Genomic DNA, 16,734 nt, shown 5'->3' with positions numbered 1-16,734 from the left:
ACCAACGGCGGTGCTGTTCCTGGTTATCACATCGACCAGAACACCTTCATGACCACACCAGCGCCTTACAATGGCGGCGCAGCCACGGCAACAATCAAGAGCAACAAGCGGCAGCAGGTCTTCCGGGCCTTCAACGTCCTGAGCTCCGCCCAGAGTGGCACCAACTATCCGAACCTGGCCCCGGCCACCTTTGCCGGTCTCTGCCTCGAATGCCACAACCAGACGACCCTGACCGGCAGCGCCTCCAGGCCGACTGCAGCTTCTGCCTGGAAGAGCAAAGAGCGGGTGCACCAGTCAGTAGCCGGCTGGTCGGCAACCGCCAGCGGCACCACCAACCTCAACAACGCTGTCCACGCTTACAGCTGCGCCAAGTGCCATGCGCCGCACGTCTCGCGTCTGCCGCGGCTCGCAGTCACCAACTGCCTTGATGCACGGCACTTCGGGCAGCAACAGGCGGCAGTCATTGTTTCCACCGGGGCAACATCAGCAACGCCGGGTAACATCATCCAGAGCACCTTGACTTCCTCGGCTCTGGGGGCCGGCCGCTTCCCTGGCGGCGGATCGCGCTACTCCAATACCCCTGGTTCCGCCCAGAACTCCGGTGGCTGGTGGTTCCAGACCAACCGGGCCACAGGCACGTCCCAAGGTACCCAGCCTACGGCTGCCTCCTACGGTTCCAACTGCCACAACGCCACGAACGCCGGAGGCACGACTTACAGCCCGGTCAACCAGAGATGGAACAAGCTGACACCATGGTAGTAATTAATGTCTCATGGGGCATCTTCGGGTGCCCCATGGATAAGACCTTTACACAAATTAGCTGTGATTATTGAGAAAGGAGGTGCCGACTATGAAAAAGAGCTACGTAACTCCGAAGATTGTAGGTAGCGCAGTTGTTCATCCCTGCTGATCTGCAATGAAGCGTAAAGAAAAAAGGTGAGGTCGCTGCTGCGGCCTCACCTTTTTTGTGACTGCGAAATAAATTCAGATCTTGATCAACTCGTACTGTCTGGAACCGATGCCGATTTTTTCGGCGTGGGCCAACTGCATCTCCCAATCAATCTGGGGATAGACGCCTCTGAACTTGTCGCCACCCGGTTCATGACCGCTTTGCAAGGCAGTGTTGGCATTACCTTGCGCATTGTTTACCAGGTCGGCACATGCCTGGTCAACCGCAACCGGATCGGTCGATGCACATATGCCGATATCGTTGACTATCGGGGCATCGGCGTGACCATAGCAGTCGCAGGCGGGTGAAACCTGGGTGATGAAGTTAATGTAAACAGTCTTCTCTCTTTTTCCGTTTACCGCACCCATGGCATGTTCGGCAAGCTTCATCATCACCAGGTCTGAAGCCTCGTTCCACTGGATGCTGATCGCCTTTTGCTGGCAGGCTGTGATGCACCGGCTGCAGCCGACGCACTTTTCGGGATCGATCTGCGCTTTGCCTTCGATTATGGCGATGGCGTCGTGAGCGCACGACTTCAGGCAAGCCCCGCAGCTGTTGCAGAATTTTTCCGCAACCTTTGGCGCCACCGTTGAGTGCTGGACCATCTTGCCGCTTCTGCTTGAGCATCCCATGCCGAGATTTTTGAGGGCGCCGCCGAATCCGGTCAATTCATGGCATTTGAAGTGGGTAACTGCTACCAGGGCATCTGCTTCCGCTATCTCGGTGCCGATGCTGACCGATTTGAGGAGTTCGCCGTCAATCGGAACATTAACAGCGGTCCCCCCTTTGAGGCCGTCGCACATGATGAGCGGCGCGCCGACAACAGCGTAGGCAAAACCGTTTTCAATGGCGCAGGTAAGGGCTGAAACAGCTTCTTTGCGCTCCCCGGGGTAGAGTGTCGATGAGTCGGTAAGAAACGGCAATCCGCCGCACTTTTTGATCTCTTCAACTACTCTGCGGACAAATATCGGCCGGACAAAGGTATGGTTGCCGCGCTCCCCGAAATGAACCTTGACCGCAACCAGATCACCCTTGTGCACCCGGTTGGCAATGCCGGCCTGGACCAGCAGTCGCCCGATCTTGCCCATCAGGTTTTCCTTATGGCTGGTACGCATATCCGCGAAATAAACCGTGCTTGTCATCTCCCCACCTCCTTGTGAAATCTACCAAACGCTATCACAGCAACTGCTAATTTACAATGGTTCACCTCATGGTTAAAGTATGGTGGCAGTCGGGCGATAAATATGGTATGTATGGGCTGTTTTTATCGGTCTGGCTTGGTTTTTTCGGGTAACTGACATCTTAATTCAACAGGAGCGGGCTATGACACAGGAGAACGATCGACGAGAGCTCTGGATCATGGGGTTGGGGAAAAGGCCAGAGCGTGGAGCAATCGTCAGTGAGTACCTTGAATCCGCAGGCTATACTCCCCGGATCGCAGCACCTGGAGATCTTGTCTCGTCAAAGCCGCTGGGAATAGTGCTGGACCTCTCTCCTTCATCGGATGACGGCTGGGGGATACTGCTCAATCTGAAGTCAGACGTAGCAACCAGGGATATCCCGGTATTACCGATATTTCTCAGCGAACTCGGCAAGGTCGGCGGGGTGTTTCCGGTGGCAGGCTTTTTCACACTGCCGATAGACGAGGAGTATATCGCTTCAAAGCTGGCAGTGCTCGGCTTGACCGAAGATGTTATGGATTATGATCTGCATTCCCTTGTAGTTACGCGCAAAGGTGACGAAAAGCTGTCAAAACTGCTTGAAGGGCTTGGCTTCGGGGTGGAGAACGCCTATACCGGCAAGGAAGCGCTGGCGTTGGTGACCATCGGGCATCCGTACCTCATCATCTCCTCTTTGATGCATCCTGACATGGGGTCCTTTGAACTGCTTGAGCGGCTGCGGCTCTATCCCCAGACCCGAAATATCCCTTTTTTCATCCTGATTAAAGATGCCATGAAAGATGGCGAGCGCTGTGCCATGAGCCGCGAAATCGACCACCTGGTAAGGAAAAAGAGCCTGAGCAAGGACGAATTCCTTGCCTTTCTTCGCAAACGTTCCTGAAAACAGCATCCAATATTTGCTTTACAGGCCATTGGGGTTCCGATGGCCTTTGATTTTTGCATAAAGGTGAGCCAAACATGCTTGATATGACCAATAACAAATACGAACTTATCCAGAAGATCCTGGCCTTGGTTTTCTTCTCGGCCCTGTTTTATTCGTTGACCGTCCCGGTTTCCGACCCGGATTTCTGGTGGCACCTCGCTTCGGGAAAATGGATGTGGACCAACGGCGCCTTGATTCACGGCGACCCGTTTACCATTGATTCAAATTTAAAAGAGGTGTCGCTCAGCCGGGATTTCATCCTCAAGCAGTACTGGCTGGCCCAGCTGGTGTTTTACGGGGCCTACCTGCTTGCCGGTTTCAAGGGGATCATCCTCCTCTCTTCCCTAGTTTTCACCCTGATGTTTTACACCTGCTACCGCTTGATGATCAATGAAGGGGTCAACAGGACCCTGGCCCTGATACTGGTTTATATCTCTGTCATGGTGGTGGTCGGGGAATTCAACTATATCGGTACCAAGCCACAGATGTGGTCGAGCCTCTTTTCCGTTGTCATTATCATGCTGCTTGAGGCGCTCAAGAAAGGGAAACGCTGGTCATGCTATGCAACCCCTTTGCTGATGCTGGTCTGGGCCAACCTGCACGGTGGTTTTGTCCTCGGGGACGTCATGATCATCCTCTATTGCATTGGCAGCCTGGTGTCCCGAACCGGTTCCCGGCAGTTCTATCTCGTTTCGATTGCTGCGGTTCTGGTGAGCGGGGTGAACCCCAACGGCTTCAAGGCGGTAGTCAGCGTCCCCTTTGTGGCGACCCTGGTTTCCTACCTGAATATCGAGAGCCTGCAGAGCATCAAGAGCGTTGCCGAATCGATTAACGAACTGCAGTCGATTTTCCAGCATGCCAGCATCCCCGGCATTGTCCGGGGGCTCCCGTATTTCACCACGATTTTTGTGCTGTCACTGCTGTCATTTGCTCTGAACTTCAGCAATCTGCGCCGCTTCAAGGCGGAACACTATCTGCTGTATGTCATGGTGTTTCTGATGGGGCTGAGTTCCATTCGCTTCATCATTTTTTTCACCCTGATTGCCTCGTTCATTGCCACCTTGAACCTGAAAGGATTCTGGGAAAGGTTTGGCCGGGATAAGCTCCGCATTCCGATGCCTGCTGTCACCGCCCTGTTGCTGGTTGTCGTTGCCCTGTCGTCCGTCAAATTTGCCGCTGCCGGCATGAAAAACAGTGCCCTCGATTCCGACCAGCTGTTCCTGAGCCCGTTCGAGAAGGCCGCGGATTTCATGCTGGTCAATCACCTCAAAGGCAACCTTTTTAACGATTACAATGCCGGTGGTTATCTCATCTGGCGGGTTTCTCCGGAGATCAAGGTCTTTGTTGACGGCAGAGGGCTGTACGGTAAGCTCTTCGATTCCTACCGGGTTATTGTCGATAACCCCTTTGAGGCGAAAAACTACCTGCTGGGGCTGCACTATTTCAACATCGACATGGTCATGATCCCCGGTTGCGACAAGGTCTCCGGGACATTGATCAAGCTAGCCGCCGCCTTGCTGGAAGATGAGCAGTGGGCCTTGATCTATGAAGACCCTGAAGCGCTGATCTTTATCCGGGATATCCCGAAGAACGCCGACCTGATCAAGCGCCTGGGGATTCCCAAGTTCCGGGGATACCGGAACATCTACGCCCTTGCCACTATTTCCCGAGAAGGTCATGCGGCCAAGATGCCCAACTGGAAGCTTGCCGTTGCCGTGGCCTATGAGGGTATTGGCAATCTGGATGAGGCAGCGCGCTGGATTGACGACTACCTGAAGATGTCGCCGAATGATGATTATGCCAAAACGATCAAGGCAAGGATTGCCGGGAAGCGGCTGAAAGCGCGGTAATCGTCAAAATCTTGTCATGGCTTTTTGAGCATAACGTATTGAAATCTCGTAGTTGTCCACATATGGATAATGTGTATCATGCTGACATTTAACGATTATTTTATTGGTGATTTTGGTTTTGCACAGACGGCTGTTGAAAACTTATTGATAAAATTGTTGACGGTCAATCATTGAATCATCGTTTCAACTAGTTGTGCAAATTGCCCATAAAATGGGCCGTAAAATGAAGGCTCATTAATAGGCGGATAATTGACAACCATTTGATTTGCAGAGGATATTAGAGAAAGTGTATGCAAATTCTCCCGTCTAAAAGTAGGGGTGTCAGGGTGATATCTTTCGGGTAATTCTTGCCAGTTTCTGCGCTGCATAATTTTCGGGCAGTTTTGCTCTCGGTAAGATTTCAAAGGCCTAAAACTTTTGATTGCAAGTTGCCGAGGGACTAGCCGTCTAGCTCAAATCTTCACTGTCTTATAGAGAAAATTCTTGAATTTGAACAGTTTGCGCTTTTCTTCGTCGCTCATGGCGCTGTCACCGCTGATCGCTTTCAGGTGGCGGGCGATCTGGGGCATTTGCTTGCCGGCGATGTTGCGGCTTCGTTCGATTACCAGTCTGACGACATCGCGGGAAATCAGGCTTTTTGAGTAAGGCTCGTAGACCGCCTCCCAGAAATTCTTGCCTTTTTCGATCTCAGCCAGCAGTTCGTCCGCTACCTGCTCGTTCAGGGTTTGGCTGGCGGTGACGGTTATTTCGTGCATGCCGTCACGGATGGCGCGGCGGATGTCGTCACCGGTGACGCTGTTGCCGGTGCGGAAGAACAGCGCTCGCAGCAGGATGCTTCTCAATTCCCTGATGTTCCCCTTGTAGGTGTGCCCCATGAGCAGCTGCTTGGCCTCGGTGGAGAGGGTCGGCGGATGGAGTTCCGGGTCGCTCCGGTCGCGGTAGGTCCGGTACAGTTTGCCGAGGAAGTGAATGGACAGGTCGGGGATGTCCTCGCGTCGTTCATTGAGCGACGGCACCCTAACCGAGAGCTCTGACAGCCGATGGTACAGGTCTTCACGGAAGTTCCCCTTTTCAATCTCCTCCATCAGGTTGCGGTTGGTGGCAGCAACCAGCAGGACCCGGCTGTAGCGTTCCTGGCTTTCGCCGAGCCGGAAAAAACCGCCGTTGTCGAGGAACCGCAACAACTGCACCTGGGTTTTGGGGTCGGCGTCGCCGATTTCATCGAGAAAGACGATTCCCCCCTGGGCCTCTTCGAGGATGCCGCGCCGGTCACTGTATGCCCCGGTAAATGCCCCTTTCTTGTGACCAAACAGCTCGGAGTAGGTCAGTTCGCCGCTGTAGGCCGCGATATTGGTCTTTTTTACGACGAGTTCGCCATTGGAGTTGATCTCACGGCGGTACATCTCGTTGAGCTTGTTGTAGAGGTTGTTGAAGAAGAACTCCTTGCCGGCGCCGGTCTGGCCGGTAACCAGGATTGACGGAAGGCCGATGGTCGCTTCCTGCAGCACATTTTTGCTCCACAGGGAGATCCGGTTGAAGATCGGCTCAGACACGGTGTTGATGAAATCTACAATCTCCTGGGCCTTGCGGCTGATGCCGATGATGTTACCGAGGCGGTAGGACGATATCTGCGGGTCTTTGTAGGCAACATCGGTCTGAAGCCGCTGCACCTCACTCTGCAGCGATTCAATCCGCTGGATGTCGGCGATGTGGCGCGCCGTAAGGCGGTCGATCAACTGGAGAATTCTTTTGTGTTCTTCGGAGAAGTAGCCGGGTGACATCGAGTTGAGGCAGATTACGGCAATGACCTCGTCGTCGGTGATGATCGGCACGGCGATCTCGCTCTTGATCAGGTCGCTCATAGAGCGGTGGAAACCATCGGATTGCAGTTCGTCAGTGACATTGGCGATGATCTTCGGTTCCTTGGCCCAGGCAACATAGCCGGTAAGGCTTCTCTCTTCGGCGGCAAGCTCATGTCCTCCGATTCTGAAGGGCGGGATCTGCTTCTTCAGCCACTCCCTGCTCTTGGCACCGATAACTGCGCCGTTTCCGTCTTCCACCACCAGCCACTTTTCCCCCTCGATTTCCTTGACCATGGCGATGCTGCCGGTGTCGGCGCCGATCAGCTCGGTGGCCTTGGAGAGGACCTTGGAGAGAAACGGGTGCAGCTCTTCATTCCGCTCCTGCAGCAGTTCCGATATCTCGGCCAGGACCCGGATTTCCAGATGCTCGCCGCCGATTTCATGGATGACCCGCTCCACCATCTCGGCGTGGGTCTGCAGCAGTCCCATCTCGAACTCGGAAAAGCGGTACAGGTCCTTGGCAAAGTAGTTGACCAGGCAGATGACCTCGCGGGTCTGGAGATTGTATCTGGGGACGACATAGAGCGACCTGAGGGCCATTTCTTCGGTCAGGGCGCGTTTCTGCAGCGCCTGTCCGGCCAGGTCCGGAATGAACAGCGGATGCAGCAGGCGCTCATCGGAAATAACGGCCCGGTCATCTATGTATCTTGAAATCAGGGACTTACCCCGTTCCAGGGCTATGGCGCCTAGCTGGTCGTATTTTGACTTCAGATCGCTGTCTTCCGAGTAACTGGCAAGGACTTCGAGCATCTTGGCGCCGCCCGGCTGTTCAACCGGCACCAGCACTGATGCCAGCGTGAGGCGGTCGAGCAGCCGGACTGCGGATTTGACCATGAAGGCCGCTGCTTCGCGGCGCTTGACCTCTTCGACCTTTCGCGCCAGCAGCAGCTGTTGGTGATAAATTCGGGCATGATCGATGTTGTCGGCCACGGCAGCGATAAATTCAGAGAGCATATCCCTGGCCGCTGTGGCGACCGGGTGGCTCGGAGCGTCATGGTCGATGCAGACTACGCCGATCGATTTGTTGTTGCTGGTAATCGGCAACAGGGTGGAGGAGACGATTTCGCACTTGATTGCCAGTTCGTGGTCAAGGGGAAGATCGTTTTGTCCGCCTCGGCGAAATTCGGCTGGGTAGCGGGAAACGAATACCGATGAAACCACGGCATCTGCGGAGATGATCGGGAACGGGTTTTTCCGGATATCTTCAGCGAATGGGCCTGATGCGTGGAAGCAGGTAAGGGCGCCGCGGGTCAGGTCTTCGAGGTAGACCCTGACTCTCTGTTTGCCGGAAATAAGGCTGACCCCATCGGACAGGGCATGGAGGATCTCTTCAAGGTTCTCCTTGCCGAACCTGAGGATTTTGTCTCTGATAGCGTTAAGGCGGGTTCTACTGGAAGGCATCAGCTGCTCCTGAGTAGTTATTGTACACAGTGAGCAGTTTATGCGGGAAGGGGGGAGGTGTCAAGCAGGAAGGCTAGTTGAGGCCTTTCCTGATCTGGTACAGGTCATCCATGTCCAGTTCGTTCAGCTCAAAATATTCCCGCTCCATCTCTTCGACATAGAACCGGTCGAGGCCTGAGTTTTCCAGGAAATCCTCTCGCAAGGCAATATCTCTGTTGGTGATGATGTCGGGAAGCAGCGAGTGCAGGTAAACCGCTTCTTTCTTGATGGTGAGGATGGTTTCGATAAAGAGGTGCTCGGGGATCTCTCCGCCAAGAACTTTTTTGTGGTGCAGTTCTTGGGTGATTTCGGATTTTAACAGCTCCTGATCGGTTTTGGTCGAAAACTTGGAATAGAAGTTTCTGATCCGTTCCCGCACATGTTCCAACACGGTCAGATAGGTCCGCTCTTCTTCGTCGAGCGCAAGCAGCATCGCAAGCAGTTGGGGTGTGGTCATCTGTTTCTCTTCGATCTGCTTCAACCCTGATAACAGGGTATCGAGCTTTTTCCTGCCATATTTTCCCAGATATTTGTTGTCATTGATGCCGGTAATGAACAGCTCCTCAAACAGGCCCGGCTTCAGGCGGTCGAACTCCTGTTTGTTCCCCAGGAGGCTGCGCAGCATCTCCTCGCTTACCTTGACATTCTCCATGAAGGCGAGTTGGTTTACTATGGACGAGGTCGAGTCGTAGCGATCGAAAAAGGTTATCATGTAGGAGAAGCCGTCCAGCAGGGAGGCGTCGGCACCATCGCGGATCTTCTCGTCACAGAGCTTGCTGGCATCAAGCAGCACCTCTTCGAAGGCATGGTCCCGGTTTTCAGCCGCTTTTTTCTTGGCAAAGAGCAGCTTCAGCATGTCTTCACGATTGATGCTGTTGTCGATCTGACGTTCGGTGAGAAACAACCCCTCCATGATCTGGCGCGTTTCGGAGATATACTCGCTTTCCTCCAGGACGACGATCTTCTTGTCCTTCTTCAGCATCTCGTCTAGTGTGTAAAACAGTGCGCCTGGAATCTTGTTCCTGACTGAAAGGGTCTTCAGCCTTGTGAGACGCGCGTTTTCCAGCTTGTTGATCTCCCCTTTACGATTGCAGGAGATCAGGATGTTCTTGTATTCATCGACAATCCTTTTATTGTCGGGGTGCTTGTACATGACGTCGATCCGGATCCGTTCCTGCTGGTAACGGTCGATGCCGTGTCGGGAAGCTATTGCGGACAGTACCGCGAAGTCCTCATCAGCGATTTTTTTGCTCTTCAGGTATAAGGACTCGAATAGTTTGTGGTATTCCTGATGCTTGCGGTTAATCAGTTTAAAAAGGAACAGTTGAGCGTGCGGATCATCCAGGAGTTGCAGGATCTCGTCAATGATGACGTTGTCAAGGCCGTGCCCGACAGCTGGTGACCGTTTTATCGCCTTGCCGAGCAGTCTGAGGAGCTCCTCCTGCTGTACTTGAGAGGTGCCGCTGACCCTCGCCGAGTTGACGAAAAAGAAATAATTGCAGATGGCGTTGCCGTCGAAAAAAATCTTTTCAAAGGAAAGCGACCCTTCGGTGCGATCGCTGAAGATAAGACCGCCGCTGGTCTTGTCGTAAATTGCCCCGTACATGACGAGCCGGTTGATCACTTCGCTTTTTGCCTGGTCGGCCAGCGGCTGATCGACACCGAACATGTACTCGCAAAACGATCCGCCGTTGCCGCGGTGCTTGATCCCGTCCGGTGAGAGAACCAGTTCGTTGGCCGGGGAAAAGACCCTGATGGTGCCGTCTCCGGATTCGTCAACATTGAAAAAGAATCGACGATGAATCTCTGCGCCGGCGGCAATCAGGAAATACTCGATCTGGTTGTTGGTTACGCCGTGCAGACGTATGTCTCTGGGCATTGCAGCATTCCTCTGTGAATTCGACTCAATAATACTTCACGCAAGCCGTAATGCAAGATTGCCTGGCTGATTACAGTTCGAAAGTCAACCCGTCATAGGCGAATTCAGAGCCGGCAGGAAGTTTTGTTGAGTCGCTGTGGCTTACCTCATGGGTAAGATGGGTGAGCACAGCCCGTTTTGGGCCGATTGCCGCAATCACCTTCAAAGCTTCATCTATGTTGAAATGGTTTTCGTGCGGGGTATAGCGGAGGGCATCTATGATCAGCAGTTCCAGTCCTTCGAGGAGCTGGAGCGAGCTGTCGGGAATCTCGCTGCAGTCGGTAAGGTAGGCGGCGTTGTTGAAGCGGTAGCCGGTTGCAGACAGGTGGCCGTGTTTGAGTGGCACCGGAGTGATCCTGCAGCCGAACAGCTCGAATGGGCCATCGATGGTGTGTGCCTCCATGAGCGGGGCATAGCCTTCAACTTCAAGTCCCTTGAAGATATAGGGGAACCTGGCGACAATGGCCGATACTGTTGCATCATCACCGTAGCATGGCACAATAGTGCGGTGGATAAAATGAAAGCCGCGCAGATCATCGATGCCGTTGACGTGGTCTGAATGGGCATGGGTGAACAGTACGGCATCGATCCGCTCGATACCTTCACGCAGGGCCTGCTGGCGAAGGTCGGTGGATGTGTCCACAATGATGGTTCTGCCGCCGGTCTCGACCATGAGAGACGTCCTGCTGCGCTTGTCATGCTGATCTGAAGAGCTGCAGACCGGGCAGCGGCAGCCGACCATGGGAATCCCGGTGGATGTGCCACTCCCCAGAATTACCAGTTTCATGGACTGACTCCCGGAAAGAATACCCGGAGAATACCATGAAACTACCCAGTCAACAAGGAGATTGCCCTTTCCCGGTCTCGGCGATGCCCCTGTTACCGGCTTTGGAGGATAATTAAAATGCGGGTTGCCCTGATAACCCCATACTGGCGAGATGCGGTGCGCGGCAATGCCGTAACTGTAGTGCGCCTGGCAAAGCAGTTGCGGCAACTGGGGTGCGACCTGCACATCTTCTCGCTCGACGATATGCCCGGAGATCAGGTTGTTGCCTCTGTGCTCAACGGCAATTTTGACCTGTGTCACGCCTTTCACGGCTATCTGGGGGGGAGCGTTGCCCGGATAATCAGGGCGCAGGGCAGGGTGCCATTCATTGTTACTCTTACCGGCTCAGATATCTATGAAACCCTGGCCGATGACCGACGTGATGAAACCCTGGCAAGTCTGGAATCGGCAGCGGTGGTGGTGGCGTTTCACGAACTCGTTGCGCTTCGTCTTGGCTCAGAGGCGCGCTCACTTACGGCGCGAATCACGGTCATACCCCAAGGGGTCGAGCTTCCTGCCTTGGACAAAGGGCTCGCAACAGTGCGGCAGGGGGATGACTTTATTTTTCTTCTTCCGGCAGGGATCCGGCCGGTCAAGGATCTGATCTCGCCGTTACCGCCAGTGGCGGAACTTCACAGCCGTCACCCCACAGTTCGGTTGCAACTGGTGGGGCCGGTTCTGGATCAGTCGTATGCCGAGCGCTTGTTTGCCATGATGACGGATTTTCCGTTTGTCGAATACCTGGGGGTGGTTGAGCATCGCAACATGGGAGCGTTGTATCGCACTGCCGATGTGGTGGTGAACAGTTCCAGTTTTGAGGGGGGAATGGCCAATTCTCTTCTGGAGGGGATGGCGTGGGGAAAACCGCTGCTGGCCTCGGATGTCGAAGGGAACCGGTCGCTGGTGATCGACGGCGTTAACGGCCTGTTATACCGTGATGCTGAGGAATTTGCTGCCAAGGCGGAACTGTTGCTGGCAGACCCTGGACTCTGTTGTCACCTGGGGATGGAAGGGCGCAGGATGGCTGAAACGAGCCATTCGCCGGAACAAGAGGCTGCAGGGTATCTGCGGTTGTACGAAAAGGTCGCCGGAAGGGCTAATTCTTGCTCACCGCACCTTTGACAGGAACTCCCGGACCTGGGGGGTGAAGGTCTCATGTTCCAGGAGAAAGGCGTCATGGCCGTAGGGGGAATTGATGAGGTGGTACTCCACCGGTTTGTTCAGCGATTTCAGGGCAGTGACCATCTCTTCGGTCTGGGCCGGCGGATAGAGCCAGTCAGAGGTGAAGGCAAAAAACTGGATCGGCGCCTGCACCGGTTCAAAGGCCTCTTCCAGTGACTCGCACCCCCAGGCAACGTCGTAGAGGTCCAGCGCCTTGGCGAGATACAGAAACGAGTTGGTGTCGAATCGGTCCACAAAGCCGTAGCCGTTGTAGTTGAGGTAGCGTTCCACCTCGAACTGGCCGAAAAAGTCGAACAGGCCGTCTTTGGCCGAGAAGCGCCTGCCGAACTTGGCGGTCATCGACTCATCGGAGAGGAAAGTGATGTGGCCGATGCCGCGGGCCAGCGCCAGGCCGTCCTTGGGGTTTTTCTTGTACTCCCCCTTTTTCCAGGTAGGGTCGTTGAATATGGCCCACCGGGCCACGGCATTAAGGGAGATCGCCTGTGCCGAAGGGCGGGGGGAGGTGGCCAGCACCACGGCCGATGCTATCCGGTCCGGGTATTGGGTTGCCCATTCCAGGGCCTGCATGCCGCCCATGCTGCCGCCGAGCACGGTCACCAGGCGTTTGATCCCCAGGTGGTCGATCAACAACTGCTGGGCCCGGACCATGTCGCGCACCGTGATGACCGGGAATGACAGGTTGTACCGCTTGCCGGTCTTTGGGTTGATTGAGGTGGGGCCAGTGGAGCCGTAGCAGGAGCCGATGACATTGGAGCAGATGACGCAGTAGCGGTCGGTGTCCAGCAGGCAGCCGGGACCGACGATGGCGTCCCACCAGCCGGGTTTCGGCTCTTCATCCGAATAGCGTCCCGCCAGATGGGCGTTGCCGGTCCAGGCGTGAGCAACGAGAATGGCATTGGAGCGGTCGGCATTCAGTTCGCCGTACGTCTCATAGGCAAGCGTAATCGGCCCGAGGATTCGACCGCTTTCCAGGCGGATATCGGTGTCGAAGGTTATTGATTGTTCTGTAACGATTCCGTACGGCATAAAAAAGCCCCTGCAAGATGAGCAGGGGCTTTGAGTGTATCGTTTGTCAGCACCCGGCTCATCTCTAGGAATTAGCACCTGGCGCCCGTTTCCGGACCGGTTGCTGTGGTTTCGCAGGGCCTGTCCCTCCACCACTCTTGATAAGCTGGCAGCCAAAGTCTTATTCGTACTTTTGAATCCGACTCCGGCAAGTTATTAAATTGTCAGGGTAGAATAGGTGATGACGCTCCTTTTGTCAATGCAAAATCAGGCGGACCAGAGGCCGGAATGGGCTACTTTTTCTTGCGCTTTGCGTTGATCGCTTCCAGCACCGCTACTCCCATCTTGGTCGGACTGGTGGCAACAGTTACCCCGCACTCCTGCAAGGTGCGGATCTTGTCTTCCGCCTTGCCCTTGCCGCCGGTGATAATGGCTCCGGCGTGACCCATCCTTTTGCCCGGAGGAGCGGTGACCCCGGCGATGAAGGCCGCCACCGGCTTCTTCATATTTTCTTTGATCCAATTGGCTGCATCCTCTTCGGCGCCGCCGCCGATCTCGCCGATCATCATGACCGCTTCGGTATCCGGGTCTTCATTGAACAGTTTTAGGACATCGATGAAATTCATGCCGATGATCGGGTCGCCGCCGATACCGACACAGGTGGATTGCCCCAGGCCGGCGTCGGTGACCTGCTTCACTGCCTCGTAGGTGAGGGTGCCGCTGCGCGAGACAATACCGATCTTGCCCGGCTTGTGGATGTAGCCCGGCATGATGCCCAGTTTGCACTGGCCGGGGGTGATGATACCCGGGCAGTTCGGGCCGATGAGCCTGGTCTTGCTTTCGCGCTGGATACGGCGCGCCAGTACCATGTCACGCACCGGTATTCCTTCCGTAATGCATACTGCCAGCTCCAGCCCGGCTTCGCATGCCTCCAGGATCGCATCTGCCGCTCCCGGCGGCGGCACGAAGATCATGGAAACCGTGGCGCCGGTATAATGGACCGCTTCGGCAACGGTATTGAAGACCGGAATTCCTTCGATATGGATGCCGCCTCTCCCCGGAGTGACCCCGGCTACTATGTGCGTGCCGTAGTCGCGGCACTGCTGGGTGTGAAAGAGGCCGCTTCTGCCGGTTATCCCCTGAACAAGAACTTTTGAGTCTTTATTGATCAGAATTGCCATGTCTGATTCCTTTTATGGTGGTGTGGTTAAATTAGCCAAGCATTGACACGATCCGCTGTGCCCCGTCGCCGAGCGTGTCGGCAGTCTGGACATTGAGACCAGATTCGGCCAGGAGCTGTTTTCCCTCTTCAACCTTGCTGCCGTCCATCCGGACGACAATCGGCAGGGTGCATTTCACTTCCGAGGCGGCCTCGATAATCCCCTGGGCAATGACGTCGCAGCGCATGATGCCGCCGAAGATGTTGACGAACACCCCTTTGACGTCACTGTCTTCAAGGATGATCTTGAACGCTTCGGCAACTTTCTCGCGGGTTGACCCGCCCCCAACGTCCAGGAAGTTTGCCGGTTCGCCGCCGAACTCCTTGAGCACGTCGAGGGTGGCCATGGCAAGCCCGGCGCCATTAACCATGCAGCCGATGTTGCCGGAGAGCTTGATGTACGAAAGGTCGTACTTGCCGGCGTTTATTTCCAAGGGGTCCAGCTGTGAATAGTCCATCATATCCGGGTATTCGCGGTGACGGAACATGGCGTTGTCGTCAAAGTTGATCTTGGCGTCCATGGCGAGCAGCCAGCCGGCCTTGGTCACCGTCAACGGGTTTATCTCCACCAGGGAGCAGTCTTTTTCCAGGCAGCAGCGATAGAGGTTCTGGATCAGCTCCACGCAATCTTCACACACGGTTCCGGTGAGACCCAGTGCCAGGGCGATCTTGCGAGCCTGATAGGGGCGCAGTCCGGTGAACGGGTCGATCGGCAGCACATGAATCTTTTCTGGACTCTTTTTGGCAACTTCCTCGATTTCAACCCCGCCTTCGGCTGAGGCGATGAGGCTGTAGCGCGAGGTATTGCGGTCCAGGGTAATGGAAAGGTAGAACTCACGGGCGATCTCAACCGCCTCCTCCACCAGGATCCTGCGGACCTTCAACCCTTCCGGCCCGGTCTGCGGAGTAATGAGCCGTTTGCCGAACAGCTCTTTACCGAACTCCTGCGCCTGCTCGGGATGATGTACCAGCTTGACTCCGCCGGCCTTGCCACGTCCCCCGGCGTAGATCTGGGCCTTGATGACGCAACGGCCGCCGAACTCCTTGGCCGCACGTTCGACCTGGTCGGACGTCAACGCCACCCGGCCCCTGGGAACCGGGATGCCAAATCCGTTCAGGATCTCCTTGGCTTGGTATTCGTGAATATTCACTGAGTCCCCCTTCTTTTTAGTTTAAGTAAATTATTTTACTTATACTGTAATTTATGCGAAATACCAGAAAAAATAGCCTGAACTTGAAGCTGGCAGGCGAAAAAAGTCTATCGGACTTGACACTTCTGTCAATCGACCCAACTAATAATCTCTCTTGACAGTCGCAGGCGGACTAATTATAGTAACTGAAATTAAAGGGGAGTAGTTATCGGTCGGAGAAATGACCGACCCGGTTTCCGTCAAGACGGTCGCAAGACCCGGAACCGGGGCATACACATGCCAACAAGACCTTTATCCAGGCAATCAGCCGAGGGTAAAGGTCTTTTTTATTGCCCCCGGCAACAACCAAAATGTTGGAGGTAAAAACGATGAACCGGCTCAAGACAACCTTTCTCCTGTCACTTCTCACTGTGCTGATGGTGCTCATGGGGAGCGCTATCGGCGGCAAGACCGGAATGGTCTTTGCTTTTTTCATGGCCGCTGCCATGAACTTCTTTTCCTACTGGTTTTCCGACAAGATCGTCCTGAAAATGTACGGCGCCCAGGAAATCGGCGAGCACGAGAACCCGGCATTCTTCGGCATGGTGCGGAAATTGGCCATCCAGGCGGGACTGCCGATGCCGAAGGTGTACATCATCCCTTCCGAAAGCCCAAATGCCTTTGCCACCGGCCGCAACCCTGAGCATGCCGCTGTTGCCGCAACTGACGGGATTCTGCGCATCCTTTCTCCTGAAGAGTTGGAAGGGGTAATGGCCCATGAGCTTGCACACGTGGGGAACCGCGATATCCTCATCAGCACCATTGCCGCCACATTTGCCGGAGCCATTTCCATGCTCGGCAACATGCTCCAGTGGGGGGCGATGTTCGGCGCCGGCCGCAGCGACGACGATGACGGTGGGGGGAGCCTGGTCGGGTCCCTGGCCATGGCGATTATCGCTCCCATCGCGGCAATGCTGATCCAGATGGCGGTCTCCCGCTCGCGTGAGTACCTGGCCGACGAGGCCGGCGCCAAGATCTGCGGCCGACCGCTGGCCCTGGCCAATGCCCTGCGCAAGCTGCACAACGCCAGCCAGATGATCCCGATGCAGGAGGCGAGCCCTGCTTCGGCCCATATGTTTATCGTCAATCCGCTTGCCGGCGGCTCGCTGTTGAAGCTGTTCTCAACTCACCCTCCGATGGAGGAGCGGATCGCCCGGCTGGAAAATATGGCTTACCGCGGGGGCAACTAA

At 55.2% G+C, this 16,734-nt stretch carries 11 protein-coding genes, 1 pseudogene and 1 riboswitch; of the genes and pseudogenes, 5 read left to right on the top strand and 7 right to left on the bottom strand.

The genetic code is table 11. The features are described 5' to 3' along the window. Positions 1–759: pseudogene (locus KI809_RS05385) on the top strand (hypothetical protein); the annotation flags it as partial. 225 nt (positions 760–984) lie between these two features. Here the strand turns inward: KI809_RS05385 and KI809_RS05380 are convergent. Continuing rightward, positions 985–2,091 (bottom strand): DUF362 domain-containing protein, encoded by a 1,107-nt coding sequence (locus KI809_RS05380; RefSeq protein ID WP_214170452.1) that lies wholly within the window; start codon positions 2,089–2,091, stop codon positions 985–987. Positions 2,092–2,272: 181 nt separating this feature from the next. Here KI809_RS05380 and KI809_RS05375 point away from each other — a divergent pair, with 181 nt between their 5' ends. Then, positions 2,273–3,010, top strand: a complete 738-nt coding sequence (locus KI809_RS05375) for a response regulator (RefSeq protein WP_214170451.1) — start codon at positions 2,273–2,275, stop codon at positions 3,008–3,010. 77 nt (positions 3,011–3,087) lie between these two features. Beyond that, positions 3,088–4,902, top strand: a complete 1,815-nt coding sequence (locus KI809_RS05370; RefSeq protein ID WP_214170450.1) for a hypothetical protein — start codon at positions 3,088–3,090, stop codon at positions 4,900–4,902. 452 nt (positions 4,903–5,354) lie between these two features. Here the strand turns inward: KI809_RS05370 and KI809_RS05365 are convergent, their stop codons facing one another. From KI809_RS05365 to KI809_RS05355, 3 genes are all read right to left on the bottom strand, one after another. Then, positions 5,355–8,165, bottom strand: coding sequence for a GPMC system transcriptional regulator (locus KI809_RS05365; RefSeq protein ID WP_214170449.1), 2,811 nt, complete (start codon positions 8,163–8,165; stop codon positions 5,355–5,357). A gap of 73 nt (positions 8,166–8,238) precedes the next feature. Continuing rightward, on the bottom strand, positions 8,239–10,083 hold the full coding sequence (locus KI809_RS05360; protein WP_214170448.1) for a TIGR04442 family protein: 1,845 nt from the start codon (positions 10,081–10,083) through the stop codon (positions 8,239–8,241). Positions 10,084–10,153: 70 nt separating this feature from the next. Continuing rightward, positions 10,154–10,909 carry a GPMC system MBL fold metallohydrolase gene (locus KI809_RS05355; protein ID WP_214170447.1) on the bottom strand — a complete coding sequence of 252 codons (756 nt, stop codon included), beginning with the start codon at positions 10,907–10,909 and terminating at the stop codon, positions 10,154–10,156. A gap of 117 nt (positions 10,910–11,026) precedes the next feature. On the opposite strand from KI809_RS05355, the gene KI809_RS05350 reads away from it, so the two are divergent. After that, positions 11,027–12,070, top strand: a complete 1,044-nt coding sequence (locus tag KI809_RS05350) for a glycosyltransferase (RefSeq protein WP_214170446.1) — start codon at positions 11,027–11,029, stop codon at positions 12,068–12,070. On the opposite strand, the gene metX is transcribed toward KI809_RS05350, so the two are convergent. From metX to sucC, 3 genes are all read right to left on the bottom strand, one after another. After that, a complete protein-coding gene (gene metX, locus KI809_RS05345) occupies positions 12,056–13,156 on the bottom strand; it encodes a homoserine O-acetyltransferase MetX (protein WP_214170445.1) in 1,101 nt (366 codons plus the stop codon). The genes KI809_RS05350 and metX overlap by 15 nt on opposite strands. Before the next feature lie 55 nt (positions 13,157–13,211). Then, positions 13,212–13,303, bottom strand: a riboswitch (SAM riboswitch). A 125-nt stretch (positions 13,304–13,428) separates the two neighbouring features. Beyond that, positions 13,429–14,316: a succinate--CoA ligase subunit alpha gene (sucD, locus tag KI809_RS05340; protein ID WP_214170444.1), complete on the bottom strand. Its 888-nt coding sequence runs from the start codon at positions 14,314–14,316 to the stop codon at positions 13,429–13,431. Positions 14,317–14,347: 31 nt separating this feature from the next. Further along, positions 14,348–15,505: an ADP-forming succinate--CoA ligase subunit beta gene (sucC, locus tag KI809_RS05335; RefSeq protein ID WP_214170443.1), complete on the bottom strand. Its 1,158-nt coding sequence runs from the start codon at positions 15,503–15,505 to the stop codon at positions 14,348–14,350. 368 nt (positions 15,506–15,873) lie between these two features. On the opposite strand from sucC, the gene htpX reads away from it, so the two are divergent. Further along, positions 15,874–16,734: a zinc metalloprotease HtpX gene (gene htpX / locus KI809_RS05330; protein WP_214170442.1), complete on the top strand. Its 861-nt coding sequence runs from the start codon at positions 15,874–15,876 to the stop codon at positions 16,732–16,734.

Origin of the sequence: Geoanaerobacter pelophilus, assembly GCF_018476885.1 — a bacterium.
Taxonomy (GTDB): domain Bacteria; phylum Desulfobacterota; class Desulfuromonadia; order Geobacterales; family DSM-12255; genus Geoanaerobacter; species Geoanaerobacter pelophilus.
This window is presented reverse-complemented; position numbering and strand designations above follow the sequence as displayed.

Bases quoted from the DNA above. Each gene is read 5' to 3' on its own strand.
- KI809_RS05355 (WP_214170447.1), bottom strand. From the start codon at position 10,909: ATGAAACTGGTAATTCTGGGGAGTGGCACATCCACCGGGATTCCCATG.
- sucD (WP_214170444.1), bottom strand. From the start codon at position 14,316: ATGGCAATTCTGATCAATAAAGACTCAAAAGTTCTTGTTCAGGGGATA.
- htpX (WP_214170442.1), top strand. From the start codon at position 15,874: ATGAACCGGCTCAAGACAACCTTTCTCCTGTCACTTCTCACTGTGCTG.
- KI809_RS05370 (WP_214170450.1), top strand. From the start codon at position 3,088: ATGCTTGATATGACCAATAACAAATACGAACTTATCCAGAAGATCCTG.
- KI809_RS05360 (WP_214170448.1), bottom strand. From the start codon at position 10,083: ATGCCCAGAGACATACGTCTGCACGGCGTAACCAACAACCAGATCGAG.
- KI809_RS05375 (WP_214170451.1), top strand. From the start codon at position 2,273: ATGACACAGGAGAACGATCGACGAGAGCTCTGGATCATGGGGTTGGGG.
- KI809_RS05380 (WP_214170452.1), bottom strand. From the start codon at position 2,091: ATGACAAGCACGGTTTATTTCGCGGATATGCGTACCAGCCATAAGGAA.
- KI809_RS05365 (WP_214170449.1), bottom strand. From the start codon at position 8,165: ATGCCTTCCAGTAGAACCCGCCTTAACGCTATCAGAGACAAAATCCTC.
- KI809_RS05350 (WP_214170446.1), top strand. From the start codon at position 11,027: ATGCGGGTTGCCCTGATAACCCCATACTGGCGAGATGCGGTGCGCGGC.
- metX (WP_214170445.1), bottom strand. From the start codon at position 13,156: ATGCCGTACGGAATCGTTACAGAACAATCAATAACCTTCGACACCGAT.